The sequence below is a fragment of the Streptomyces sp. NPDC050263 genome (genome assembly GCF_040655955.1).
Classification (GTDB): Bacteria; Actinomycetota; Actinomycetes; order Streptomycetales; family Streptomycetaceae; genus Streptomyces.
Genome location: NZ_JBFAKW010000003.1, coordinates 79,764 through 104,073, shown reverse-complemented (window position 1 = coordinate 104,073; position 24,310 = coordinate 79,764). Strand labels below are relative to the sequence as shown.

The 24,310-nt window shown below is 72.0% G+C and carries 22 protein-coding genes; 10 read left to right on the top strand and 12 right to left on the bottom strand.

Annotated elements, in window-relative coordinates; translation table 11 throughout:
* Positions 1-168 precede the first annotated feature (168 nt).
* The 7 genes from AB0J04_RS02155 to AB0J04_RS02125 all read right to left on the bottom strand — a co-directional run bounded on the left by AB0J04_RS02155 (position 169) and on the right by AB0J04_RS02125 (position 7,214).
* Complete coding sequence (locus AB0J04_RS02155; RefSeq protein ID WP_363166448.1) at positions 169-969, bottom strand: ABC transporter ATP-binding protein; 801 nt, start codon at positions 967-969, stop codon at positions 169-171.
* Positions 962-1,891, bottom strand: a complete 930-nt coding sequence (locus AB0J04_RS02150; protein ID WP_363166447.1) for an ABC transporter permease — start codon at positions 1,889-1,891, stop codon at positions 962-964. The genes AB0J04_RS02155 and AB0J04_RS02150 overlap by 8 nt, the downstream gene beginning before the upstream one ends.
* 99 nt (positions 1,892-1,990) lie before the next feature.
* The gene (locus tag AB0J04_RS02145; protein WP_363166446.1) at positions 1,991-2,875 is read right to left on the bottom strand and encodes a glycosyltransferase; all 885 of its coding nucleotides are present in this window, start codon (positions 2,873-2,875) and stop codon (positions 1,991-1,993) included.
* Positions 2,872-3,651, bottom strand: coding sequence for a CDP-alcohol phosphatidyltransferase family protein (locus AB0J04_RS02140; RefSeq protein WP_363166445.1), 780 nt, complete (start codon positions 3,649-3,651; stop codon positions 2,872-2,874). Before AB0J04_RS02140 ends, AB0J04_RS02145 begins: the two co-directional genes overlap by 4 nt.
* On the bottom strand, positions 3,629-4,690 hold the full coding sequence (locus tag AB0J04_RS02135) for an iron-containing alcohol dehydrogenase family protein (protein WP_363166444.1): 1,062 nt from the start codon (positions 4,688-4,690) through the stop codon (positions 3,629-3,631). Before AB0J04_RS02135 ends, AB0J04_RS02140 begins: the two co-directional genes overlap by 23 nt.
* Complete coding sequence (locus tag AB0J04_RS02130) at positions 4,678-5,430, bottom strand: phosphocholine cytidylyltransferase family protein (protein WP_363166443.1); 753 nt, start codon at positions 5,428-5,430, stop codon at positions 4,678-4,680. Before AB0J04_RS02130 ends, AB0J04_RS02135 begins: the two co-directional genes overlap by 13 nt.
* A complete protein-coding gene (locus AB0J04_RS02125; RefSeq protein ID WP_363166442.1) occupies positions 5,427-7,214 on the bottom strand; it encodes a DUF5941 domain-containing protein in 1,788 nt (595 codons plus the stop codon). The genes AB0J04_RS02130 and AB0J04_RS02125 overlap by 4 nt, the downstream gene beginning before the upstream one ends.
* A gap of 340 nt (positions 7,215-7,554) precedes the next feature.
* On the opposite strand from AB0J04_RS02125, the gene galE reads away from it, so the two are divergent.
* The 3 genes from galE to idi all read left to right on the top strand — a co-directional run bounded on the left by galE (position 7,555) and on the right by idi (position 10,413).
* Positions 7,555-8,523, top strand: coding sequence for a UDP-glucose 4-epimerase GalE (galE, locus tag AB0J04_RS02120; RefSeq protein WP_363166441.1), 969 nt, complete (start codon positions 7,555-7,557; stop codon positions 8,521-8,523).
* Positions 8,524-8,684: 161 nt separating this feature from the next.
* Positions 8,685-9,626 (top strand): cation diffusion facilitator family transporter, encoded by a 942-nt coding sequence (locus tag AB0J04_RS02115; protein WP_363166440.1) that lies wholly within the window; start codon positions 8,685-8,687, stop codon positions 9,624-9,626.
* 193 nt (positions 9,627-9,819) lie between these two features.
* Positions 9,820-10,413, top strand: coding sequence for an isopentenyl-diphosphate Delta-isomerase (gene idi / locus AB0J04_RS02110; RefSeq protein WP_363166439.1), 594 nt, complete (start codon positions 9,820-9,822; stop codon positions 10,411-10,413).
* 20 nt (positions 10,414-10,433) lie between these two features.
* On the opposite strand, the gene AB0J04_RS02105 is transcribed toward idi, so the two are convergent.
* Positions 10,434-10,958: an ATP-binding protein gene (locus AB0J04_RS02105; protein ID WP_363166438.1), complete on the bottom strand. Its 525-nt coding sequence runs from the start codon at positions 10,956-10,958 to the stop codon at positions 10,434-10,436.
* A gap of 311 nt (positions 10,959-11,269) precedes the next feature.
* On the opposite strand from AB0J04_RS02105, the gene AB0J04_RS02100 reads away from it, so the two are divergent.
* The 4 genes from AB0J04_RS02100 to AB0J04_RS02085 all read left to right on the top strand — a co-directional run bounded on the left by AB0J04_RS02100 (position 11,270) and on the right by AB0J04_RS02085 (position 16,006).
* Positions 11,270-12,019 (top strand): enoyl-CoA hydratase/isomerase family protein, encoded by a 750-nt coding sequence (locus tag AB0J04_RS02100; RefSeq protein ID WP_363166437.1) that lies wholly within the window; start codon positions 11,270-11,272, stop codon positions 12,017-12,019.
* A 112-nt stretch (positions 12,020-12,131) separates the two neighbouring features.
* A complete protein-coding gene (locus tag AB0J04_RS02095) occupies positions 12,132-14,531 on the top strand; it encodes a Tex family protein (protein ID WP_363166436.1) in 2,400 nt (799 codons plus the stop codon).
* Between the two features lie 279 nt (positions 14,532-14,810).
* Positions 14,811-15,374: a putative glycolipid-binding domain-containing protein gene (locus AB0J04_RS02090; RefSeq protein ID WP_363166435.1), complete on the top strand. Its 564-nt coding sequence runs from the start codon at positions 14,811-14,813 to the stop codon at positions 15,372-15,374.
* A 41-nt stretch (positions 15,375-15,415) separates the two neighbouring features.
* Positions 15,416-16,006: a DinB family protein gene (locus AB0J04_RS02085; RefSeq protein ID WP_363166434.1), complete on the top strand. Its 591-nt coding sequence runs from the start codon at positions 15,416-15,418 to the stop codon at positions 16,004-16,006.
* On the opposite strand, the gene AB0J04_RS02080 is transcribed toward AB0J04_RS02085, so the two are convergent.
* Entirely contained in the window at positions 16,003-17,643 is a 1,641-nt protein-coding gene (locus AB0J04_RS02080) for an ABC-F family ATP-binding cassette domain-containing protein (protein ID WP_363166433.1), read from the bottom strand. The two genes, AB0J04_RS02085 and AB0J04_RS02080, sit on opposite strands and share 4 nt — an antisense overlap.
* A gap of 94 nt (positions 17,644-17,737) precedes the next feature.
* On the opposite strand from AB0J04_RS02080, the gene AB0J04_RS02075 reads away from it, so the two are divergent.
* Positions 17,738-18,748 carry an FAD-dependent oxidoreductase gene (locus AB0J04_RS02075; RefSeq protein ID WP_363166432.1) on the top strand — a complete coding sequence of 337 codons (1,011 nt, stop codon included), beginning with the start codon at positions 17,738-17,740 and terminating at the stop codon, positions 18,746-18,748.
* Positions 18,749-18,871: 123 nt separating this feature from the next.
* Here AB0J04_RS02075 and AB0J04_RS02070 read toward each other — a convergent pair whose 3' ends face one another.
* Entirely contained in the window at positions 18,872-20,842 is a 1,971-nt protein-coding gene (locus AB0J04_RS02070) for a Xaa-Pro dipeptidyl-peptidase (RefSeq protein WP_363166431.1), read from the bottom strand.
* A 201-nt stretch (positions 20,843-21,043) separates the two neighbouring features.
* Here AB0J04_RS02070 and AB0J04_RS02065 point away from each other — a divergent pair, with 201 nt between their 5' ends.
* Together AB0J04_RS02065 and AB0J04_RS02060 are read left to right on the top strand one after the other, a co-directional pair.
* On the top strand, positions 21,044-22,585 hold the full coding sequence (locus AB0J04_RS02065) for a M1 family metallopeptidase (protein ID WP_363166430.1): 1,542 nt from the start codon (positions 21,044-21,046) through the stop codon (positions 22,583-22,585).
* 77 nt (positions 22,586-22,662) lie between these two features.
* Positions 22,663-22,830 carry a hypothetical protein gene (locus AB0J04_RS02060; RefSeq protein ID WP_363166429.1) on the top strand — a complete coding sequence of 56 codons (168 nt, stop codon included), beginning with the start codon at positions 22,663-22,665 and terminating at the stop codon, positions 22,828-22,830.
* A 15-nt stretch (positions 22,831-22,845) separates the two neighbouring features.
* Here the strand turns inward: AB0J04_RS02060 and AB0J04_RS02055 are convergent, their stop codons facing one another.
* Together AB0J04_RS02055 and AB0J04_RS02050 are read right to left on the bottom strand one after the other, a co-directional pair.
* The gene (locus tag AB0J04_RS02055; protein WP_363166509.1) at positions 22,846-23,757 is read right to left on the bottom strand and encodes an adenosine kinase; all 912 of its coding nucleotides are present in this window, start codon (positions 23,755-23,757) and stop codon (positions 22,846-22,848) included.
* A 53-nt stretch (positions 23,758-23,810) separates the two neighbouring features.
* Positions 23,811-24,293 carry a macro domain-containing protein gene (locus AB0J04_RS02050; protein ID WP_363166428.1) on the bottom strand — a complete coding sequence of 161 codons (483 nt, stop codon included), beginning with the start codon at positions 24,291-24,293 and terminating at the stop codon, positions 23,811-23,813.
* Positions 24,294-24,310 lie beyond the last annotated feature (17 nt).

Here is a 24,310-nt window from a genome sequence, read left to right as displayed (position 1 = left end):
ACAACGGAGTGCGGTTCGCGGGGGTGTCCTGCAGATCACAACAACACACCGATTGGTGTCAAGATTCCTAAGGCGCAGCGGAGTTGACGCTTCCTTTGCAGACGCAGGGCCCCGCCGGACAGTTCCGGCGAGGCCCTGGCCTGAATCACACCGCCTACGCAACTTGTCCTACTTGGCGGAGAACTTCTCGTACTCCCTGAGGACCTCGTCGGTCGGTCCGTCCAGGCGCAGTTCGCCGCGCTCCAGCCAGAGCACCCGGTCGCAGGTGTCCCTGATCGACTGGTTGCTGTGGCTGACCAGGAACACCGTGCCGGCGTGCTCGCGCAGCGCCCGGACCCGCGCCTCGGAGCGCTTGCGGAACTTCGCGTCGCCGGTGGCCAGGGCCTCGTCGATCATCAGGACGTCGTGGTCCTTCGCCGCGGCGATGGAGAAGCGCAGCCGGGCCTGCATGCCGGAGGAGTAGGTGCGCATCGGCAGCGTGATGAAGTCGCCCTTCTCGTTGATGCCGGAGAAGTCGACGATCTCCTGGTAGCGCTCCTTGATCTGCTCCCGGGACATGCCCATCGCCAGACCGCCGAGCGTCACGTTGCGCTCGCCCGTCAGGTCGTTCATCAGGGCCGCGTTGACGCCGAGGAGGGAGGGCTGGCCATCGGTGTAGACCTTGCCCCGCTCCGGCGGCAGCAGGCCGGCGATGGCGCGCAACAGCGTGGACTTGCCGGAACCGTTGGAACCGATCAGGCCGACGGCCTCGCCGCGGTGGGCGACGAAGGAGACGCCCCGCACGGCGTGCACCTTGCGCACCCCGCGTTCCTCGTCGCCGGAACGGCGCCTGACCATCCGGCTGAGGGCCGCGGTCGCGCTGCCCTTGCCCGTCTTGGCCGCGTTGACGCGGTAGACGATGTGCACCTCTTCGGCGATGACGGTCGGGATGCGCTGTCCCGACCGCTGCCCCGCGAGCGGCTCAACCACGGCCGTACCTCTCCTCAGCCTGCCAGAAGTACACGAAACCGCCGATGGCGACCAGCGCCGCCCAGCCGCCCGCGACCAGCCAGACGTGGTCGGGGAGGTTCTCGGCGCCGTACTCCTCGATGAGCGCGAAGCGCATCAGGTCCATGTAGACGGCCCCCGGGTTCCACTGGAGGACGTTCGCCACCCACTGCGGCTTGTCCGCGAGGAAGACGGGGAGGGAGAACATCACGCCGGACGCGTACAGCCAGGTCCGCAGCACGAACGGCATCAGCTGCGCCAGGTCGGGGGTCTTCGCGCCGGCCCGGGCGAAGACCAGCGCCAGGCCGGTGTTGAAGCAGAACTGCAGGGCCAGCACCGGGACGATCAGCGCCCAGGACGCGTCCGGATAGCTGCCCATGCCGATCACCACGAGGAACAGCACGAGCATCGAGTACAGCAACTGCTGGAGCTGCTGGAGCGCGAAGGAGATCGGCAGCGAGGCGCGCGGGAAGTGCAGGGCGCGGACCAGGCCGAGGTTGCCGGAGATCGCGCGGATGCCGCTCATCACGGAGGTCTGCGTGAAGGTGAACACGAAGACGCCAGTGACCAGGAAGGGGATGTACACCTCCTTGGACATCCCCTTGCTGGCGTCGAGGAGCACCCCGAAGATCATGAAATACACGAAGGCGTTCAGCAGCGGCGTGGCCACCTGCCACAGCTGGCCGAGCTGGGCCTGGCTGTACTGGGCGGCCAACTTCGCCTGGGAGAACGCCAGGATGAAGTGACGGCGCCCCCACAGCTGGCGGACGTACTCGCGCAGCGGAGGCCGGGCGCCGCTCACGGCCAGCCCGTACTTGGCGGCCAGTTGCGCCGCCGTGAGGCCCTCGTCGGGCGACGGAGGCGCAGTCACCACGACTCCGACGTCATGCGTTGTCTCACTCACAAGTAGGAAACTTTCGTCTTCGGGATGCGCAGCCTTGACGAGGCCGGCATGAGCCGGGGAGCCCGCGGTACGGCCCGGGGGCTCTCAGGGACGAGCTTGTCAGATCACCGGCGGTCGGCCCAGCCGGGTCAGCCGCCACACCGTACGCCACTTGATGGGCCTGCGCGGTCCGCACGGGGTGCTCCAGCCTTCCCGGAACCCGCCGAACCACGCCTTGAGCGCGGACCCCGAGGGGCGGCGCGCCAGCGTGAGCAGCAGCCAGACCCCGAGGTAGACCGGGACCAGGGGGGCGGGAAGGTTGCGGCGGGCCAGCCAGACACGGTTGCGGGCCACCATGCGGTGGTACACCGCGTGCCGCGACGGCGCGGTCGTCGGGTGGTTCAGCACCATGTCGGCCCGGTAGTCGATCATCCAGCCCGCATCGAGGGCCCGCCATGCCAGGTCGGTCTCCTCGTGGGCGTAGAAGAACTCGTCCGGGAGTCCGCCGACCTCTGCGAAGACCTTCGTACGGACGGCGTTGGCGCCGCCGAGGAAGGTCGTGACCCGGGAGGAGCGCATCGGGTCGGCGGCGCGCAGCCTGGGTACGTGGCGGCGCTGGGTGACACCGGTGTCCGGGTCGGCGATCCGGAAACTGACGATGCCCAGCTTCGGATCGGCGTCGAAGGCCCGACGGCACAGCTCGGCCGTGTCGTGCTGGGCGAGCAGGCCGTCGTCGTCCAGGAACAGCAGGACGTCGACGTCGCGGCCGCTGGGGCCGAAGGCGTGGATGCCCACGTTGCGGCCGCCGGGGATGCCGAGGTTCTCGGGCAGCTCGACCGTCCTGACGCCCTCGGGGACGTCCGGGACGGGCGAGCCGTTGCCGACCACGACGACCTCGACCGGGTCGCCGTCCTGCCCCGCGACCGAGTCGAGCAGGGCCCTGAGTTCGTCGGGGCGGTTGCCCATGGTGATGACGACCGCGCCGACCTTCATCGGGGCGCTCACTTCAGCCTGCTCGACACGAGGATGGACACCAGGTGGAGCAGGGTCTGGAGCAGCGCGATGCCGGCCAGCACGGCGACGCCGAGCCGGGAGAAGAACAGATCGCCGCGCACCTGGTCGAGGACGGCCAGGAGCAGGATCAGCAGCGACGCCTCGATGCCGAGGATCAGTCGGTGGAACTTGAGGGCGGACGCGGCCCGGCGGGCCAGCGCCATGCCGGAGGAGCGCGGCTCGGACGCCGACTCCTTGACCGGCGGCAGGCCGCCCTGGTGCCGGGCGACGCCGACGAGGTCGGTCTCGGCCTTGATCAGGATCGCGCCGAGCGCGGCCAGCGTGCCGAGGAAGGCCCACAGCCAGTCGATCCGGCCGCTGCCCCACAGGTCGGCGGCGCGCAGTCCGAAGCCGACCAGCACGGCCGCGTCGGTCAGATAGGCGCCGACCCGGTCCAGGTAGACGCCGCCGAGCGAGTACTGCTTCTTCCAGCGGGCGATCTCGCCGTCCACGCAGTCCAGCAGCAGGTACATCTGGACGCAGACCACGCCGAGCACGGCGCCCGTGACGCCCGGCACCAGCAGGGCCGGGGCCGCGAGCACCCCGAAGACGGTCATCAGGTACGTGAGCTGGTTGGGCGTGACCCTGGTGTTCACCAGGTAGCGGTCCACCCGCAGGGACACCTCACGCATGTAGAGGCGTCCCATCCAGTGCTCACCGCTGCGCCGGTCCTTCACCCCCGGGGGGTGCACGACCGGTCTGAGTTCAGCTACCGATGGCCTTGACATAGTCGGCGTAGATGTCCTTGATCTGTTCGGTCTTGAGGTCGAGGTGTTCGAGGATCGTGTAGCGGCCGGGCCGGGTCTCGGGGGCGAACTCCACGGCGCGGACGAACTCGTCCACCGTGAAGCCGATCTCCTCCGGCAGGACGGGCAGTCCGTGCCGGCGCAGCACCTGGGCCATGTGGGCCGACTCCTCGACGGCGCCGCGCAGGTACATCGCGAAGGCCGCGCCGAGTCCGCACTGTTCGCCGTGGGCGGCCGCCCGCTTGGGGAAGAGCAGGTCGAAGGCGTGGTTGATCTCGTGGCAGGCGCCGGAGGACGGGCGGGAGTCGCCCGACACCGACATGGCGATGCCGCTGAGCACCAGCGCCTCGGCCAGCACCTGGAGGAACTCGGTGTCCCCGATGCCGCCCGGGTGCCGGAGCACCGCCTCGCCGGCCTGGCGGGCGATCGCGGCGGCGAGGCCGTCGATCTTCTCGCCCTTGACCCGGTTGGCGAGCTCCCAGTCCGCGATGGCCGAGATGTTCGACACCGCGTCGCCGATGCCGGCCCGCACGAAGCGGACCGGGGCGTCGCGGATGACGTCGAGGTCGATGACGACCGCGATCGGGGTCGGCACTCCGTAGGAGCCGCGGCCCGCGTCGTTGTCGAGGGTGGCGACCGGCGAGCACAGGCCGTCGTGCGCGAGATTCGTGGGGACGGCGACCAGGGACAGGCCGACGCGCGCCGCGGCGAACTTCGCGCAGTCGATGATCTTGCCGCCGCCGAGGCCGACGACGGCGTCGTAGTGGCCGGCCCTTATGTCGCCGGCCAGTTGGACGGCGTCGTCGAGCGTGCCGCCGCCGACCTCGTACCAGGTGGCTCCGGGCAGGGCGGGGGTGAGGCGCTCGCGCAGCCGGGCGCCCGAGCCGCCGCTGACGGCGATCGCGAGCTTGCCGGAGTGCGAGATGCGCTCGTCGGCGAGGACCCCGACCAGGTCGTCGAGGGCACCCGGGCGGATGTCCACGACGACCGGTGAGGGGATCAGCCGGGTCAGTACTGGCACGCGATCTCCCGTCCACGGGCGAGGTCGTCGTGGTTGTCGATCTCCACCCACTTGACGTCGCCGATCGGCGCCACGTCGATGCGGAAGCCGCGGTTCACCAGTTCCTGGTAGCCGTGCTCGTAGAACTGCTGCGGGTCGGTCTCCCACACGGTCTTCAGCGCGTCGGCCAGTTCGAGCGCGGCGTCGCCCTCGATGAGGGTGACGCCGATGTACTCGCCGGTGGCCTCGGCCGGGTCCATCAGCTTGGTGATCTTCGTCATGCCCTGGTCGGGGTCGACGACGACCTTCATCTCCTCGTCCGCGAGCGACTTCACGGTGTCGAGGGCGAGGATGATCTTCTTGCCGTCGCCGCGGGCGTCGAGCAGCGTCCGCTCGACGGAGACCGGGTGCACGGTGTCGCCGTTGGCGAGGATCACGCCGTCCTTGAGGGCGTCACGGCCGCACCACAGGGAGTAGGCGTTGTTCCACTCCTCGGCCTTGTCGTTGTCGATGAGGGTGAGCTTGAGGCCGTACTTCGCCTCCAGCGCCGCCTGCCGCTCGTACACGGCCTCCTTGCGGTAGCCGACGATGATCCCGACCTCGGTCAGGCCGATCTCAGCGAAGTTGGCGAGGGTGAGGTCGAGAACCGTGGGTTCGCCCTCTATACCCGCGGGCCCCACCGGCACCAGCGCCTTGGGCAGGCTGTCGGTGTAGGGGCGCAGACGCCGTCCGGCGCCGGCCGCCAGCACGAGGCCGATCATGCGGGTTCTCCTTCATCGTGTACGGCTGGGGCCCCTGCGGAGACCCAGAAGCGGGTGCTCTCGACGAGCACCACGAGCGCGACGGCCACGGCGAGCGTCGCGAGGGCGACCGTGAACTGCGAACCGGTGAGCAGCGCGGCCAGCAGCGCGACGAGCAGCGTCCGCCCCTCCTGCCCCCCGATCACGCGCACCAGCCAGGCCGGCGGCGCTCCGGCGTTGCCGCGGATGCGGTACACCGTGTCGTAGTGATGGTAGGCGACGGCGGACACCAGCCCGAAAGCCGCCGGAAGCGCCCCGCTCACATCGGCCCGGGCCGCGAGGATCAGGACGGTGAGGTACTCGGCGGCGCGGAAGAGCGGGGGGACGAGCCAGTCGAGGGCGCCCTTGAGCGGGCGGTGCAGCGCCTGGCCGGAGGTGACGGCGTAGACGACGGCGCCCGCGACGGGGGCCCAGGTCACGCCGGAGAAGAGAGAGACGGCGAGGACGGCCGTGCCGGCGAGCGCCACCAGGAACGGGGCGCCCAGGCGGGCCCGGGTCCCACGGGCCACGAAGCCGGCCAACGGTCCGTTGTCCGCGAGGTCCGCGAGCGCCTTCGCCGCCCGGTCCGTCCGGCTGGCCTTCCGGGTCAGCGAGCGCAGCACACGCCCGGCCGTGGTGTAGACGGCCGCGAAGGCGCAGCCGACCAGCAGCGCGTAGAAGGTGACGCGGGGGGTGGTGGCCGCGGTCAGGACGGCGATCATGGCCCATCGTTCGCCGATGGGCAGGACTATCATCCGCCGCACCCAGACCGTCCAGCCGACGCTGTCGAGCTTGTCGGAGAGGGCGGCGGTGGGGCTGGTGTTGGCGGTGGCGTCGTGGTTGGCCTCGTTGAAGGAGAAGTCCACGACGTGCCGGCAGGTCTGCAGGATCATGGCGCCCAGGGCGAGGGCCCATACGTCGTCGCCGCCGCGGGCCGCTCCGAGCGCGAGGCCGGCGTAGTAGGCGTACTCCTTGGCCCGGTCGAAGGTGGCGTCGAGCCAGGCGCCGAGCGTGGAGTACTGCAGCGAGTAGCGGGCCAGCTGGCCGTCGGTGCAGTCCAGGACGAAGGACGCTATGAGCAGGACGCCGGCCGCGACGAAGCCGCCGCGGGTGCCGGTGGCCGCGCAGGCCGCCGCGATCAGCGCGGTGATCAGCGAGGCGGTGGTGACCTGGTTCGGGGTGAGGCCGCGGCGCGCGCACCAGCGGGCGATGTAGCGGGAGTACGGGCTGATGCAGTAGGTGGTGAAGAAGCCGTCGCGGGCCTTGACCGCCGACTTCAGGCGGACGGCCTCGTCGTCGACGGCGGCGACGGCCTGCCGTGCCTCGTTGCGGGCCTGCGGGTCGGCGGGGACCTCCGCGACCAGCCTGCCCAGCTCGGGGCGGTGCAGGTCGGCGCCGTCGTCGTCGAGGGCGGTGATCACTCGGTCTGCGAGGCTGTCCACCGCGAGCGCGGTGCCGCCGCTCGCGGACTTCTCCCGGGCCAGCGCGCGGGTCAGGGCCTGGCGGCCGGCCGGCTGCGCGGTCACCGCGCCCGGGATCGCGGCGAGCGGGAAGCGCGGGTCGGTGAGGCCGAGGCGCAACGCGTGCTCATGGCCCACGAAGCGGGCGTCCACGACGGCGACGCGCCGGTCGCCGGGCACGGCGGCCAGCAGGGTCTCGGCCTCGGCGGCGTCGGAGGCGGTCCGGATCTCGAAGCCGAGGGACCGCAGATCGCCCTCGATCGACGATCCGGGGACCGGCGAGCCGGTGAGGATGGCGGTCGACAACCGAACTCACTCCCTGGGTCCGGCGCGTCAACGCCGGTCATGTACACGGTAGGGGCGCCCCTCGGCCGCACCGGCGACTTCACCGGTGACTGCACAGGCGGGCGGCATTCGGCAGAGGTTATCGGATGCCGGGAAGGCCGTGTTCACCGCCCGTTCTGGCACGATCGACCGGTCCTGCGGCGCGGCTCCGACTCCGTTTGAACCGCCCTTTGCCGAGATCATCATCGGTGATCGACGGCCCGGCCGACAAACCGTGCCCCCCAGACCTGACATCCGGGACATAGCTTCGCGCAGGGGCTCGCGCAGGGACTTCCCGGCCGGTCGACATAGGGTCTTAGCCATGACGTGGCTGATCACCGGCGGAGCCGGCTACATAGGGGCGCACGCGGCACGGGCCATGACCGCGGCCGGGGAGCGGGTCGTCGTCCTGGACGATCTCTCCACCGGCGCCGCCGCACGGCTCGGGGCGGACGTGCCGCTCGTGAAGGGCTCGGCACTCGACACCGAGCTGGTCGCGCGGGTCCTCGCCGAGCACGACGTGACGGGCGTGGTGCACCTGGCCGCCCACAAGCAGGTCGCCCAGTCCGTGGCGGAGCCCGCCCGCTACTACCGGGAGAACGTCGGCGGTCTGGCCGGCCTCCTCGAAGCGGTCGCCGAGGCCGGGGTCCGACGGTTCCTGTTCTCGTCCTCCGCGGCCGTCTACGGCAACCCGGACGTGGACCTCATCACCGAGGACACCCCGTGCGCCCCGGTGAACCCGTACGGCGAGACGAAGCTCGCCGGCGAGTGGCTGGTGCGGGCGGCGGGCCGGGCGCACGGCATCGCGACGACGTGCCTGCGCTACTTCAACGTGGCGGGGGCGGCGGCGCCCGAGCTGGCCGACACCGGTGTCTTCAACATCGTCCCGATGGTCTTCGACCGGCTCACCCGGGACGAGGCGCCGAGGATCTTCGGCGCCGACTACCCGACGCCGGACGGCACCTGTGTCCGCGACTACATCCACGTCGCCGATCTGGCCGAGGCGCATCTCGCGGCGGCCCGGCGGCTGACCGCGCCGGACTCGGCGGGCGATCTGACGGTGAACATCGGCCGCGGCGAGGGCGTCTCGGTGCGCGAGCTGATCACCCTCATCGGCGAGGTCACCGGCGACACCCGGCCGGCGGTCGTCGAGGGGCGTCGGCCCGGGGACGCGCCACGCGCGGTGGCCTCGGCGGAGCTGGCGGCCCGGGAACTGGGGTGGACGGCCCGGCGCGGGGTGCGCGAGACGGTCGACTCGGCGTGGCGGGGCTGGCGGCTGCACCACTCCTGAACCTCAGCTGAGGGTGCCCTGACCTGCGATTCGTTTCCGCAGGTCAGGGCACATGACAACGGTGTTCAGTGCCGCGTTGCCGGATACCCCCCACCCGTAGTTCACTGTGATCCCGGGGCAGCACACCACGGCCCGCGACGGACCACAGAAGGGCTTCTCCCATGGGGGCTGGGCACGACCACGGCCACACGCACGCGCACGCGCCGACCACCGGTACGGCCGCGGCGGCGTACCGCGGCAGACTGCGCGTCGCGCTGTCGATCACGCTCGGCGTCATGGTGGTCGAGATCGTCGGCGGGCTGCTCGCGGACTCCCTGGCGCTGATCGCGGACGCGGCGCACATGGCGACGGACGCACTGGGACTGGGCATGGCGCTGCTCGCGATCCACTTCGCGAGCCGGCCGCCGAGCGCGAAGCGCACCTTCGGGCTCGCCCGCGCCGAGATCCTGGCCGCCCTCGCCAACTGTCTGCTGTTGCTCGGGGTGGGCGGCTACGTCCTGTACGAGGCGGTCCAGCGGTTCTTCACGCCGGCCGCCACCGAAGGCGGGCTGATGATCTGGTTCGGCGCGATCGGCCTGGTGGCGAACACGGTCTCGCTCTCGCTGCTGATGCGCGGCCAGGCCGAGAGCATCAACGTGCGCGGGGCGTTCCTGGAGGTGGCCGCGGACGCGCTGGGCTCGGTGGCGGTGCTGATCTCGGCGGTGGTGATCCTGACCACCGGCTGGCAGACCGCCGACCCGATCGCCTCGCTGGTCATCGGCCTGATGATCGTGCCGCGGACCGTGAAGCTGCTGCGCGAGACGCTCGACGTGCTGCTGGAGTCGGCTCCCAAGGACGTCGACATGGCGGAGGTACGGAGCCACATCCTCGCCCTCGACGGGGTGGAGGACGTCCACGATCTGCACGCCTGGACGATCACCTCCGGGATGCCGGTGCTGTCGGCGCACGTGGTGGTGCGCTCGGACGTGCTGAACGCCATAGGGCACGAGAAGATGCTGCACGAGCTCCAGGGCTGCCTGGGACACCACTTCGACGTGGAGCACTGCACCTTCCAGCTGGAGCCGATCGGACACGCGGAGCACGAGGCGCGGCTCTGCCACTGAGCGGGCGCGCAACCCGTCCTCGCGACAGCGTCCGCACACACGTTCCGGACGGTTCCCCGCCCGCGGCGCCGGGCAAGATCGCCTACGGGCTCCCTCTCCGCGCACGGGACATGCGCGCTTTCCCGCGAAGTGCCGGGAGTGCCCGGCGCGTGCGGCAGACTTGGGGGCGCGAGGACCGATGCTAAGGATGGGTATGCCGATCACACCTGCCACCGCGACACACAACTCTTCGAACGGCACCGCGGACGCGATCTTGCTGGAGCTGGTCGACGAGAACGGCGTCACGATCGGCACCGCGGAGAAGCTCGCCGCCCATCAGCCGCCCGGGCAACTGCACCGCGCGTTCTCGGTGTTCCTGTTCGACGAGCGGGGCCGACTGCTGCTCCAGCAGCGGGCGCTCGGCAAGTACCACTCCCCCGGTGTGTGGTCCAACACCTGCTGCGGTCACCCCTACCCCGGCGAGGCGCCGTTCGCGGCGGCCGCCCGGCGCACCTTCGAGGAGCTGGGCGTCTCGCCGTCGCTGCTCGCCGAGGCGGGCACGGTCCGCTACAACCACCCGGACCCGGACTCGGGCCTGGTGGAGCAGGAGTACAACCACCTGTTCGTCGGGCTGGTGCAGGCACCGCTGCGGCCGGACGCGGCGGAGGTCGGCGACACGGCCTACGTGACGCCCGCCGAGCTGGCGGAGCGGCACGCGAAGGACACGTTCTCCGCCTGGTTCATGACCGTGCTGGACGCGGCGCGGCCGGCGGTCCGGGAGCTGACGGGTCCCTCGGCCGGCTGGTGACCCCCGGGGCACCCCGTTCCTCAGAGCACGCGGCCGGGCTTGAGCGGCAGGGCTGCCCAGATCACCTTGCCGCCGCTCGCCGTGTGCTCGACGTCGCAGACCCCTCCCGCCTCCCTGGCGATCTCCCGCACCAGGAGCAGTCCCCGGCCTCCCGTCCGGCCGTGGTCGGCCTCCAGGGCGGTCGGGCGGTAGGGGTGGCCGTCCTCCACGGACACCCGGACCCACTCGGCTCCGACGGCGATCTCCACCGCGAGCATCGGCGACAGCACCGCCGCGTGCCGGACGGCGTTGGTCACCAGCTCGGAGACGATCAGCAGGATCCCCTGGGCCAGGTCGTCCGAGACCGGCACGCCCTGGCGGTACAGCAGGTCCCGGACGGCGTGCCGGGCCTGCGGGACCGAGACGTCCACGGCGGCCGCGGTGAACCGCCAGACGCCCTCGTAGGGCAGCGGTCGCGGCACGCTCTCCTCGATGGATTCGGCAGGTGCGCCCGGGCCCGGGCCGTCCTCTGGGCGTGGGTCCGGCCCACGCCCTTGATCGTCCATCGTCCGGTCGCCACCCTCACGCTCGATTGTCACCACACGTCGAGTGTTGGTAACGAGGCGCTTCCGACCGGATGACTGAACAGAAGTCAGCAGTTATCGAGCGCTTCCGACCGCCCATGGCGGCTGCGGTCGACCGCAGGACCGTTTCTGTCCCCTCCGCGCCGCCTTCGCGCACTCTTCGGGTTGTACGGGTTCGACGGCGCCGCTCTTCCCTTTTACCTCCCTTTGCCACCGGTGTCGCCGCTCTCACATGGGCCGTCTCCCATCGGCCGTCTCGATCATGGAGGCCGCCGGGTGATTAGATCCGAAGCATGGAGCCCGAACTGCTGCACGGCGTCACCGACGCGGTCGCCACCGTCGTCCTGCACCACCCGGCGAAGCGCAACGCCATGACGGCCGCGATGTGGGCGGCGCTGCCCCCGTTGCTGGACGCCCTGGCCGCCGACCCCGGAGTGCGGGCGCTGGTGCTGACCGGCGCGGGCGGCACCTTCTGCGCGGGGGCCGACATCTCCACGCTCCAGGGGTCGCCGGAGGAGGCGCAGAAGCTGTCGGTGCGTGCCGAGGAGGCCCTGGCCGCGTTCCCCAAGCCGACGCTCGCTGCGGTCCGGGGCCACTGCGTGGGCGGGGGCGCCCAGCTCGCCGCGGCCTGCGACCTGCGGTTCGCCGAGGAGGGCGCGCTGTTCGGGGTGACGCCGGCGAAGCTCGGGATCGTCTACGCGTCGTCCGCCACCCGGCGGCTGGTCTCCCTGGTCGGCCCGGCCACCGCCAAGTATCTGCTGTTCTCGGGCGAGTTGATCGACGCGGAGCGGGCGCTGCGCACGGGGCTGGTCGACGAGGTGCTGCCCGCCGACGGACTCGACAGACGCGTCGCGGAGTTCACGCGCGTGCTCGTGTCCCGCTCGCAGCTGACGCAGGCCGCCGCGAAGGAGTTCGCGAACGGACGCACGGACCGGGACGCCCACTGGAGCGCGCAGGCGCGCGCGGCCGGCGACACCGCGGAGGGTGTCGCCGCCTTCCTGGAACGCAGGGAGCCGCGCTTCACCTGGACCACGTCGGGCTGAAGCGGCCGCGGGCCGTGCTCGACGGCCGCCGGGGGTGCGCCCTGCTGCCCGGGTGTCGGCGCCACCTGCCACAATTGCCGCGCAACCTCAGTGGAGAAGGCGGTACGGGATCGTGACGACACCCGGGTCCATCGAAGTAGGGTCCATCGAAGGCAGGATCGCCGAGGAGCTCGGCGTACGGGAGCGGCAGGTGAGGTCCGCCGTGGAGCTGCTCGACGGCGGCTCGACGGTGCCCTTCATCGCCCGCTACCGCAAGGAAGCGACCGAGATGCTCGACGACGCGCAGCTGCGCACGATCGAGGAGCGGCTGCGCTATCTGCGGGAGCTGGAGGAGCGGCGGACGGCGATCCTGGAGTCGGTCCGCGAGCAGGGCAAGCTGACCGACGCGCTCGAGGCGCAGATCCGCGGGGCCGAGACCAAGGCGCGCCTCGAGGACATCTACCTGCCGTTCAAGCCCAAGCGGCGCACCAAGGCGCAGATCGCGCGCGAGGCGGGCCTCGAGCCGCTCGCCGAGGGGCTGCTCGGCGACCCGTCGGTCGATCCGCTCACTGCGGCCGCCGCGTTCGTCGACGCCGACAAGGGCGTCGCCGATCCGCAGGCCGCGCTGGACGGCGCGCGGGCGATCCTCACCGAGCGGTTCTCGGAGGACGCCGACCTGATCGGCGAGCTGCGCGAGCGCATGTGGACGCGCGGGCGGCTCGCGGCCAAGGTGCGCGAGGGCAAGGAGGAGGCGGGCGCGAAGTTCGCCGACTACTTCGACTTCGCCGAGCCGTTCACCGCGCTGCCCTCGCACCGGATCCTGGCGATGCTGCGCGGCGAGAAGGAGGACGTCCTCGACCTCGTCCTGGAGCCGGAGGAACCCTCCGAGCAGCCGGGTCCGTCGTCGTACGAACCCATCGTGGCGTCGAGGTTCAAGATCGCCGACCGCGGCCGCCCGGGCGACAAGTGGCTGACGGACACGGTCCGCTGGGCCTGGCGCACCCGGATCCTCGTCCACCTCGGCATCGACCTGCGGCTGCGGCTGCGGACGGCCGCCGAGGACGAGGCGGTCGACGTGTTCGCCGCGAACCTCCGTGACCTGCTGCTCGCCGCCCCGGCCGGCACGCGTGCGACGCTCGGCCTGGACCCCGGGTTCCGTACCGGCGTGAAGGTCGCCGTCGTCGACGCGACCGGCAAGGTCGTCGCCACCGACGTGATCTACCCGCACGTCCCCGCGAACAAGTGGGACGAGGCGATCGCGGGGCTCGCGCGGCTGTCGAAGGAGCACGCGGTCGAGCTGATCGCCATCGGCAACGGCACGGCGTCCCGGGAGACCGACAAGCTCGCCGGTGAGCTCATCGCCAAGCACCCGGAGCTGCGGCTCACCAAGGTGATGGTGTCCGAGGCCGGCGCGTCCGTGTACTCGGCCTCCGCGTTCGCCTCGCAGGAGCTGCCCGAGATGGACGTGTCGCTGCGCGGCGCCGTCTCGATCGCGCGCCGCCTCCAGGACCCGCTCGCCGAGCTGGTGAAGATCGACCCGAAGTCGATCGGCGTCGGCCAGTACCAGCACGACCTGTCCGAGGTGAAGCTGTCGCGGTCGCTGGACGCGGTGGTGGAGGACTGCGTGAACGGCGTGGGCGTGGACGTCAACACGGCCTCGGCGCCGCTGCTGTCGCGCGTGTCCGGGATCTCCTCGGGCCTCGCCGAGAACATCGTGTCGCACCGGGACGCCAACGGGCCGTTCACCTCCCGCTCCGAGCTGAAGAAGGTGGCCCGGCTCGGCCCGAAGGCCTACGAGCAGTGTGCGGGCTTCCTGCGCATCCGCGGCGGCAGCGACCCGCTGGACTCCTCCAGCGTGCACCCGGAGGCGTACCCGGTGGTGCGGCGCATGGTGAAGACCTCCGGCCAGGAGGTGGCGTCCCTGATCGGCAACACGGGCGTCCTTCGCTCGCTGCGGGCGAACGACTTCGTGGACGAGACGTTCGGTCTGCCGACCGTCAGCGACATCCTCAAGGAGCTGGAGAAGCCCGGTCGCGACCCGCGGCCCGCCTTCAAGACGGCCACCTTCAAGGAGGGCGTGGAGAAGATCTCCGACCTGTCCTCCGGGATGGTCCTGGAGGGGGTCGTGACGAACGTGGCGGCCTTCGGGGCATTCATCGACATCGGCGTCCACCAGGACGGTCTGGCGCATGTCTCCGCCCTGTCGAAGACGTTCGTCAAGGACCCTCGGGACGTCGTCAAGCCCGGTGACATCGTCAAGGTGAAGGTCCTCGACGTCGACATCCCGCGCAAGCGGATCTCGCTGACGCTCCGTCTGGACGACGAGGCGGCCCCGCAGGGCCAGGACCGGTCCTCCGGCGGCGGTCGGCAGCAGCGAGGCGGCGGTCGCCCGCCGCAGCAACGCCAGCAGGGCGGCCAGCGCGGCGGAGGCGCCGGCGGCGGTTCCCGCCAGGCTCCCCCGCCGGCCAACAGCGCGATGGCCGACGCCCTGCGCCGAGCCGGCCTGGCCGACCCGAAGAAGGGCAAGCGCTGAGCAGAACGTGAGGCGTCGGGCCCGACCTCGCGTGAGGCGCGGCGGGCCCGGCGGTTCGGCCGAAGCGAGGTGAGCCCGGGCCGTGCGAAGCGGGGGACGGCTGAGGCAGGTCGGACCCGGGCAGCCCGAGTACGGCTGTCGGGGCCCAACAACGCGCGGGCCGCGGCGCGGTCGGCCTTCTGCTGCGGCAGGCGGGGGCGTGGCCGCGCACATGCGACATGCCCGACCGCGGGCCACACGTGCGGGGCCCGTCCCCGGCACCCCTCGTACAGTGACTGTATGCGTACTTCCCGTGTCCTCAGCTGGAGCGTCGCCGCGAGTGGGGGGTACGAGACCGCGTGGGTCGAGGACGGCGACGGGGTGCTGCGGGCCCGGGGGCGGGCGGTCGGTACGACGCCGGCGCCGTACTGGGTGTCGTACGAGCTCGACGCCGTCGACGGGTTCGTCACGCGGCGGCTGCGGGTGACCGTGGAGACGGCCGAGCGGACGCGGTCCCTCGATCTGCGGCACGACGGCCGGGGCGGCTGGACGGCGGACGGGGAGCCGCTGCCCGGCTTCGACGGCGCCCTCGACTGCGACCTCGGCCTCTGCCCGCTCACCAACACCATGCCGGTGCTGCGCCACGGGCTGCACCGGGGGCCGGGCGAGCGTCGCCTGCTGATGGCGTGGGTGTCGGTGCCGGCGCTGACCGTGCGGCCGTCGTGGCAGACGTACACCTACCTCGGACCGGGTCGGAAAGGCACCCGGGTCCGGTTCGGCTCCGGGTCCTTGCGCAGCGACGTCGAGTTCGACGCGGACGGGTACGTCGTCGACTACCCGGGGCTGGCGACTCGCCTCGTCTGAAAAGCTGTTGCCGGAGATCTCGGGGTCCGCAGAATGTCCGTATGACCGGACCGGACGCGAAGACAGACCTTCGGAAGTATCTTCAGGACGCCCGCGACGCCGTGGTGTGGAAGCTCGACGGGATGGCGGAGTACGACGTGCGCCGGCCCATGACACCGACCGGCACCAGTCTGCTGGGGCTGGTCAAGCATCTGGCGGGCGCGGAGGCGCTGTACTTCGGGTCGACCTACGGCCGACCGTTCGCGGGACCGCCCTTGTGGATCGCCGGGGACGCCGAGCCGAACGCCGACCTGTGGGCGCGGGCCGACGAGACGCGGGAGGCGATCGTCGGGCTGTACCGGCGGGCCTGCGCACACGCGGACGAGACGATCGCGGCGCTGCCGCTGGACGCCGTCGGCCGGATCCCCGGGGACCCGGGCAGCGAGCTCACGCTCCATCACAGCCTCACCCACATGATCGCCGAGACGCAGCGGCACGCCGGACACGCCGACATCGTGCGGGAACTGATCGACGGGGCGGTCGGCCAGCGGCCCGGCGGCCGCAACACACCCGAGGCGGACGCGGCCTGGTGGGCGGCCCACCGGGAGCGGGTGGAACGGGCCGCCCGGGACGCCGGCCAGGACAGGTCCTAGCGTTCCGTCACCTTGCCGTCCGCGACCTCCAGACGGCGTGTGACGTGGACCGCGTCCAGCATGCGGCGGTCGTGGGTGACCAGGAGCAGCGTGCCCTCGTAGGCGTCGAGGGCCGACTCCAGTTGCTCGATGGCAGGCAGGTCGAGGTGGTTCGTCGGCTCATCGAGGACGAGGAGGTTGACGCCCCGGCCCTGGAGGAGGGCGAGAGCGGCGCGGGTGCGCTCGCCGGGTGACAGGGTGGCCGCCGGGCGCACGACATGGTCCGACTTCAGACCGAACTTGGCCAGCAAGGTGCGCACCTCGACCGGTTCGGTGTCCGGGACGGCCGCGCGGAACGCGTCCAGCAGCGACTCGGAGCCGTGGAACAGCTGCCGCGCCTGGTCGACCTCGCCGACCAGGACGCCCGAGCCGAGGCCGGCCTGTCCGGCGTCCAGCGGGATCCGGCCGAGGAGCGCGCCGAGCAAGGTCGACTTGCCCGCGCCGTTCGCGCCGGTGACGGCGACCCGGTCGGCCCAGTCGATCTGCAGGGTGACCGGCCCGAACGTGAAGTCGCCGCGCCGCACCTCGGCCTCGCGCAGGGTGGCGACGACCGCGCCGGAGCGCGGGGCGGCCGCGATCTCCATGCGCAGCTCCCACTCCTTGCGGGGCTCCTCGACGACGTCCAGGCGTTCGATCATCCGCTGGGTCTGCCGGGCCTTCGCGGCCTGCTTCTCGCTGGCCTCGCTGCGGAACTTGCGGCCGATCTTGTCGTTGTCGTTGCCCGCCTTGCGGCGCGCGTTCTTCACACCCTTGTCCATCCAGGAGCGCTGGGTCTGCGCACGGTCCTGGAGGGCGGCCTTCTTGTCGGCGTACTCCTCGAAGTCGTCGCGTGCGTGCCGGCGGGCCACGTCCCGCTCCTCCAGGTAGGCGTCGTAGCCGCCGCCGTAGAGGTTGATCTGCTGCTGGGCGAGGTCGAGTTCGAGGACCTTGGTGACCGTGCGGGTCAGGAACTCGCGGTCGTGGCTGACGACTACGGTGCCGGCCCGCAGACCGGTCACGAAGCGTTCGAGGCGCTCCAGGCCGTCCAGGTCGAGATCGTTGGTCGGCTCGTCGAGGAGGAAGACGTCGTAGCGGGAGAGGAGGAGGGAGGCCAGGCCCGCGCGGGCGGCCTGGCCGCCGGACAGGGCGGTCATCGGCTGGTCGAGGTCCACGCCGAGCCCCAGCGAGTCGGCGATTTCCTCGGCGCGCTCGTCGAGGTCGGCGCCGCCGAGGTCGAGCCAGCGCTCCAGGCTCGTCGCGTACGCGTCGTCGGAGCCGGGCGCGCCGTCGACGAGGGCCTGGGTGGCCTCGTCCATCGTGCGCTGCGCCTCGGCGACGCCGGTGCGGCGGGCGAGGAACCCACGCACGCTCTCACCGGGGCGGCGCTCCGGTTCCTGGGGCAGATGGCCGACGCTCGCGGTCGGCGGGGAGAGCCTGAGCTCGCCCTGCTCGGGCGTGGTGAGCCCGGCGAGCAGCTTCAGCAGGGTGGACTTGCCCGCGCCGTTGGCACCGACCAGCCCGATCACGTCTCCGGGGGCGACGACGAGGTCGAGCCCGGAGAAGAGGGAGCGGTCGCCGTGCCCGGCGGCGAGGTTCTTGGCGACGAGGGTGGCAGTCATCAGGTCGTAGATCCTAGTCGTCGTCCGGGGCTCCCGGCCGCCGCGGTCCCCCGCGGTCTCGCCGGACGGCCGCGCGGTCGGTTAACGTCCGGGCGTGGACAGTCGATCGAGCGGTGATGTGATCGTGGTCGGCGGCGGGGTCATCGGGCTGGCGACGGCCGTCGTCCTCGCCGAGCGCGGTCTGCGGGTGCGGGTGTGGACGCGGGAACCGGCCGAGCGGACCACGTCGGCCGTGGCCGGTGGGCTGTGGTGGCCGTACCACATCGAGCCGATGGCATCGGCGCGGGCGTGGGCCCTGCGGTCGCTGGAGATCTACGAACGGCTCGCCGCGCGACCCGCGGAGACCGGGGTGCGCCTGGTCGACGGGGTGATGGGCGGAACGGACCTGGCCGACGTCGAGAGCTGGGCCGTCGGCCGGCTGGCCGGGCTGCGCCGGTCCACCGCGCGGGAGTACGCCGCCGGCGCCGGCATCCGGGCGCGGCTGCCGCTGATCGACATGGCGAGACATCTGCCGTGGCTGCGGGAGCGGCTGCTGCGGGCGGGCGGCACGGTCGAGGAGCGCACGGTGACCGACCTGGCGCAGGTCGAGGCGCCGGTCGTGGTCAACTGCACCGGGCTGGGCGCGCGGGAGCTGGCGGCGGACGCGTCGGTGCGGCCCGTGCGCGGGCAGCTCGTCGTGGTGGAGAACCCCGGGGTCGACACCTGGCTCGTCGCCACCGGCCCGGACGGGGAGATGGCCTACCTCTTCCCGCAGCCCGGGCGGCTGCTGCTGGGGGGCACCGCGCAGGACGACGTCTGGTCGCTGGAGCCGGACCCGAAGACCGCAGAGGCGATCGTCCGGCGGTGTGCGGCGCTGCGGCCGGAGGTCGCCGGGGCGCGGATCCTGGAGCACCGGGTGGGGCTGCGGCCGGCCCGGGCCGCGGTGCGGCTGGAGCGGACCCCGCTGCCGGACGGGCGGACGGTGGTCCATCACTACGGGCACGGCGGGGCGGGCGTGACGGTGGCCTGGGGGTGCGCGGAGGCGGCGGCCGAGCTCGTTCGCCCGGCCGCCGACCAAGACCTGTCCGGCCGATCAAGTCGCAGGAAAGCGGCGGTGCCTCGGTAGTGCCGGTGAGCGGGGTGTGGTGCGTGCTCCTCCGGGGGTGGGGGCACCCCCTCCGGGGGAGCGCACCACACCCCGCGTCTGCGGCGTGATCGGCCGACAGGGCCTGGCCAGGCGTCCCAGGGATCACGGGATCCGGTACGTGTGGTGCGGTGTCCGTACACCGTCCAGGGGCCCGGTGTCGGGGGTGAGGGACGCCGATCCGGACGTGGCGCGGGCGAAGGCCTCGGCGCCGCCGGCGAACGGGACCCGGGCCGAGGTGCGGGACAGGTCCAGGGTGAGGGTCGGGGTGTCGGCGGGCGGGTCGATGAGGTCCTTGTCGGTGCCCGCGACGATCAGCGCCAGGCGGTGTCCGGCCGGCACGACGTGGTCGGTGGCCGCCAGGTCGAGGGTGATCGTGTACGCCCTGCCCGGGGTGAGCGGGACGCCCTTGCCCGGGTCGGCGTAAGTGCCCAGGTCGGCCCAGCCGCGGCTGACGACCGTCCGGCCGACGTCGGCCGTCTTCGCCGTCGTCTCCTTGAAGCAGGCGCTGTCGCCCGCGGTGCTCGCGCCCCAGCAGGTGCGGTCGGCGAGCGTGGTGATGCCCTCGCCGCTCGCCGCGTAGTCCCGGACGGTGTCGGGGCCGATGTCGACGAGGACGGCGCTCAGATGCGCCGTCGCGGTGCTGGGCGTGGCGGTGACGGTGACCTTCGAGGAGCCGGACAGCCGCAGGTCGCGGGTGAGGGCGCCGGTGACGAACCCGGCCTTCTCGGGGGTCGGCGTGTCGATCTGCGCGGCCCACTCGGTCTCGCCGACCCGCGGGTCGTCGGTGAAGGTCGCGGTGCCGGCGGCCTTGCGCAGGCCGAGGGTGCCGACGCCCGACTCGGCGCCGGCGGCCGGACGCAGCGTCGCGGTCCGCGTGCCCTTCGGCGGCCAGACCGTGGAGGTGACCCACTGGTCGGGGTGGCGCTCGATGTCGGCCATGGGCTCGCGGTCGATGCCGTTGTCGTAGCCGAGGAGTTCGTGGTCGAACCAGCGGTGCAGGGTGTCCACCCAGGCGGCGCGGCGGAAGTCGAAGGGGTCGACGTGGCCGGTCTGGGAGAGCCAGATCTTGCGGTCCACCCCGTTCCTCGCGAGGGCGTCCCACCACTGGCCGAGGTGCTTGGTGCGGACGTTGAGGTCCTGGAGGCCGTGCACGAGGAAGACGCTGGCCTTCACGCGGTGCGCGTTCTTGACGTAGTCGCGTTCGGCCCACAGCGAGGTCAGGTCGCCGGTGCGCGGGGCCTCGTCCACGAGTCGCTGCTGGACGGCCGTGCACTTGGCGTGGGACTCCGGGCTGTCGACGTAGTCGGCGAGCCAGTCGGGCCCCGAGTCGTAGAGGGGCGCGCCCTGGGCGAAGTAGTAGTCGTACCAGGAGGAGATGGCGCTGATCGGCACGATCGTCTTCAGGCCCCGCACACCGGTGGCGGCGACGGCGTTGGCTATGGTGCCGTCCCAGCTCTTGCCGATCATGCCGGTCCTGCCGTTGGTCCAGCCCGCCTTGGCGGTAGCGCCGCCGGTGCGGGTGGTGTAGGCCTTGGCGCGGCCGTTCAGCCAGTCGACGACGGCCTTCGCGGACTGGACCTCGTAGCGGCCGCCGACGTCCTCGCAGCCGTCGGAGCGGTTGGTGCCGGCCAGGTCGACGCCGACGAAGGCGTAGCCGCGCGGAACGAAGTAATTGTCGTAGAAAAGCGGCATCCGGACGACGTTCCCGGCCGCGTCGTACGTCTTGCGCTGGCTCTCGTTTCCGCGTCCGCAGCAGGAGTAGTAAGGGCTCGCGTCCATGATGACGGGCACCTTGCGGCCCTGGGCGGCGAGTTCGCGGGGGCGGACGACGTCGACGGCGACGCGGTCCGTCCGCCCGTCGCCGTCGCCGTCGAGTCCGGTGTCGACCCAGACGGCTTCGCGGATGGCGTGCTCGTAGGAGTAGACGGGCCTGCTCTCGCGCGGGGGGCCGGAGAACCCTGCGGCGCCCGTGGCGCTGTGGGCTGCCGTCGGGGCGAGGAGGGCGGCCGTCACAAGGGTGATGACGGCACTCGCGAGCGGTCTCCAGATCGTGAAGCGCATGCGTGTCGACATGCGCGGGACGCTACCCCGGTCAACTCCCGTGCAGAAGAGGGCCGCTGTGCGCCCGCTGTGACCGAAAGGCATCCAGGAAAGGGGTGTGCCCATGACGGCCGAATGGCGATCGTGTGACAGGGGCGGCGGTGGACACCACTGCGCGCACAGGGACTCAATAGGCTCCGAACAGACCTCCGTCCCCCACGACTTGGAGCTTTCGTGCACCGCAGACTCATCGCGCCGGGCGCACTCGCCGCCGCGTCCGTGCTGCTGGCGATCCCGGCGTCCGCCGCGAGCCACTCCCCCGGCGCGTCGGGCATCGGCGACCCCTACTACCCGGCCTACGGCAACGGCGGCTACGACGTCTCCCACTACGACCTGCGGCTGACCTACCAGCCGGCCACGGACGAGCTGGCGGGGACGGCGACGATCCTCGCGCGGACCACCGAGGACCTGTCGAGCTTCGACCTGGACTTCCTGCTGGACGTCAGCGAGGTCCGCGTCAACGGCGCCACGGCCGCGTTCACCACCTCCGGCGAGCACGAGCTGGTGGTCACGCCGAAGAGCCCGCTGGCGAAGGGGACGTCCGTGACGGTCGTCGTCCGGTACAGCGGGGTGCCGTCGACGAAGAGCGCGTACGGCTTCTCCACCTGGCACCGCACACCGGACGGAGCGGTCGCGGCGGACGAGCCCGAGTCGGCCTGGTGGTGGTTCCCGAGCAACGACCACCCGCTCGACAAGGCGACCTACGACGTGTCGGTGGCCGTGCCGGACGGCACCCAGGCCATCTCCAACGGCACCCTCCAGTCGACGACTTCACGCCTCGGCTGGACCCGCTACACCTGGCGTCAGAACAAGCCGCAGGCGACCTATCTCGCCACGCTGGCGCTCGGGAGATTCGACGTCACGACGAGCACGTCCGAGGGCGGCGTGCCGGTGATCAACGCCTACAGCAGGAACCTCGGGGACAACGACGGGGCCGCGCGGGCGAGCGTGGAGCGCACCGGCGAGATCGTCGACTGGCTGAGCGGCTACTTCGGGCCGTACCCGTTCAGCACGGCCGGCGGGTATGTCCCCGACACCACCACCGGGTTCGCGCTGGAGACGCAGAGCCGGGTGTACTACAGCCCGCGGCAGTTCGCGAGCGGCTCCAACAGCTCCCTCGTGGTGCACGAGCTGGCGCACCAGTGGTACGGCGACTCGGTGTCCGTGAAGGGCTGGAAGGACATCTGGCTCAACGAGGGCTTCGCGCGGTACGGGCAGTGGCTGTGGTCCGAGCACGAGGGCGAGGGCACAGCGCAGGAACTCGCGGACTACGTGTACGCCTCGCACCCGGCCGACGACGCGTTCTGGACGGTGAAGCCGGGCGACCCGGGCGCCGCGCACCAGTTCGACATCGCCGTCTACGACCGGGGCGCGCTGGCGGTGCAGGCGCTGCGCAACGAGATCGGCGACGACGCGTTCTTCGCCCTTCTGAAGGGCTGGCCGCAGGAGCACGCGTACGGCAACGCGACGATCGCCGAGTTCCAGGCGTACTCCGAGCAGGTCTCCGGGAAGCGGCTGGGCGCGCTGTTCGACACCTGGCTGTTCCAGCCGACGAAGCCGACGGCCCCTACGACACCGACGGCCCCTACGACACCGACGACGCCGGCGGCTGCCGACGCGCCGGCCGCGAAGGCCGCTGCCGCTGTTCGCGGCGCGCCCGTGCCGCCGAAGTCCTGGAAGAAGATCGCGGCGACGAACGACCTGCACGAGCACTGACCCGAACTCCCGTCTGATTCCGGTCGACTTTGGGTAACAACGCGTGAAGGAATCACGGACGAGGTGGGGGGACGGTCATGGCGAGTGCGCAGAACAGCAACGAGGTCGGGTGGAGAGTGACAGCGGGCATCGGGTCGTTGGGGGTCGGCATCGGGCTGATCGCCGGGATCCCCGTGCTGTCCCTGCTGGGCGCGGTCGTCGTCCTCGTCGGTCTGATCGGCCTCACGGCGGCCAGGCGCAAGTAGGCCTGGCGCGCCCGTTCAGGATCCGGCTCGGGCCAGCAGCGCTTCGCGCGAGAGGGCCGCGCTCTCCGTGGACGGCACCGTGCACGCGTACGCCCCCGCCAGTGCGCCGTACTCGGCGCATCGGCGCGGCGGTTCGCCGCTGAGGCGGCCGAAGAGGAAGGCGGACGCGAAGGCGTCGCCCGCGCCGTTGGAGTCCACCACCGGCGCGGGCGGGGTGACGGCCGGTATGTGGGTCAACTCGCCCTCGGAGAGCAGATACGCGCCCTGCGCGCCCGCCGTGGCGACGACGACCTCGGCGCGGCCGTGCTCCGCGATACGGCGCATGGTCGCCTCCGGATCGGACAGCACCGCCGCGGAGACGAAGACGACGTCCGCCGCGTGGGCGAAGGCCTCCTGGTAGGGGTTCTCCCCGTCCCAGTTGTGCAGGTCGGTGGAGATGCCGAGGCCCGCCTCGCGCAGCAGGGGCAGGGCCTCGGCACAGGGCTGCGTGATGGAGACGTGCGCGTGGCGGCTCGCCGCGGCCAGCGCCCGCAGGGTGCCCTCGGGGAAGCGGTCGTCCGGGCGCCCGCGGCTGGTGTCGTACAGCGAGAGCCGCCGGCCGTCCGGGCTCACCAGGTTGACCGCGCGCTTGGTTCCGGCGGGCTGCGGAATCGCGGTGAGGGCGATGCCGTGCTTCTCGTGCAGGGCGCGGACCAGGTCGCCCTCGGGGTCGTCGCCGAGGAAGTCCAGGTGGTGGGTGCGCAGGCCGAGGGCGGCGAGGCCCAGGGCGACGAAGTCGCCGGTCTGTCCGGCGCGGGCCCGGATCCCGCTGTCGATCATGTAGCTGTCGGCGTACGGGAGCGGCAGCTCCGGCACGTACACGATCGTGTCGACGCCGGCCCCGCCCAGGACCAGGACGTCGACGTCCCCGACCGTGTCCTCGCTCATGTCCCCGTGGAAGTCAGGGTGCACGTCCCCGCGCATGCCTTCGCGCATGTGCGCTACCCCTCCCCGTGGTCGTACACCGTCACCGCGACGCCCCGCCGCACCAGCCGCTCGGTGACCAGCGGCTCGACGCGGGACCACTTGCCGCCGGCCAGTCCGCAGCCTATCCGCGGCATGTGGACCGACGCGCCGAGTTCGAGCGCCCGGTCGGCGAGCCCGGACAGCGCGGTGTCGATGGCCTCGTAGCGCACCGGGACGCCCTTGCTGCCGGTCCGGGTGCCGCGCTGGCCGACCAGGTTGGCGACCCACACGTACCGCTCCACCTGGACGAGCTGGAGCGCGCCCAGGCCGAAGTCGTTGGCGGCCCGGTCGCGGTGCCAGGCTCGGTAGGCGGCCTCCGGCTCCGGCCAGCGGCGGGACAGCGCCAGGACGAAGCCCTTGCCCCATCCCCCGATGTCGTTGCAGACATGGGCGATCACCTTGACGCCCTTCACCGACGGAACGGTGGCGTCACCCCGGACATAAGCGATCTCCGACATGACGCCACCGTAGGCGG

Coding starts and splice junctions, on each gene's coding strand:
- AB0J04_RS02060 (WP_363166429.1), top strand. CDS start 22,663: ATGGCGAGTGCGCAGAACAGCAACGAGGTCGGGTGGAGAGTGACAGCG.
- AB0J04_RS02105 (WP_363166438.1), bottom strand. CDS start 10,958: ATGGACGATCAAGGGCGTGGGCCGGACCCACGCCCAGAGGACGGCCCG.
- galE (WP_363166441.1), top strand. CDS start 7,555: ATGACGTGGCTGATCACCGGCGGAGCCGGCTACATAGGGGCGCACGCG.
- AB0J04_RS02080 (WP_363166433.1), bottom strand. CDS start 17,643: ATGACTGCCACCCTCGTCGCCAAGAACCTCGCCGCCGGGCACGGCGAC.
- AB0J04_RS02085 (WP_363166434.1), top strand. CDS start 15,416: ATGACCGGACCGGACGCGAAGACAGACCTTCGGAAGTATCTTCAGGAC.
- AB0J04_RS02115 (WP_363166440.1), top strand. CDS start 8,685: ATGGGGGCTGGGCACGACCACGGCCACACGCACGCGCACGCGCCGACC.
- AB0J04_RS02090 (WP_363166435.1), top strand. CDS start 14,811: ATGCGTACTTCCCGTGTCCTCAGCTGGAGCGTCGCCGCGAGTGGGGGG.
- AB0J04_RS02055 (WP_363166509.1), bottom strand. CDS start 23,757: ATGAGCGAGGACACGGTCGGGGACGTCGACGTCCTGGTCCTGGGCGGG.
- AB0J04_RS02140 (WP_363166445.1), bottom strand. CDS start 3,651: ATGTCAAGGCCATCGGTAGCTGAACTCAGACCGGTCGTGCACCCCCCG.
- AB0J04_RS02070 (WP_363166431.1), bottom strand. CDS start 20,842: ATGTCGACACGCATGCGCTTCACGATCTGGAGACCGCTCGCGAGTGCC.
- AB0J04_RS02100 (WP_363166437.1), top strand. CDS start 11,270: ATGGAGCCCGAACTGCTGCACGGCGTCACCGACGCGGTCGCCACCGTC.
- idi (WP_363166439.1), top strand. CDS start 9,820: ATGCCGATCACACCTGCCACCGCGACACACAACTCTTCGAACGGCACC.
- AB0J04_RS02050 (WP_363166428.1), bottom strand. CDS start 24,293: ATGTCGGAGATCGCTTATGTCCGGGGTGACGCCACCGTTCCGTCGGTG.
- AB0J04_RS02130 (WP_363166443.1), bottom strand. CDS start 5,430: ATGATCGGCCTCGTGCTGGCGGCCGGCGCCGGACGGCGTCTGCGCCCC.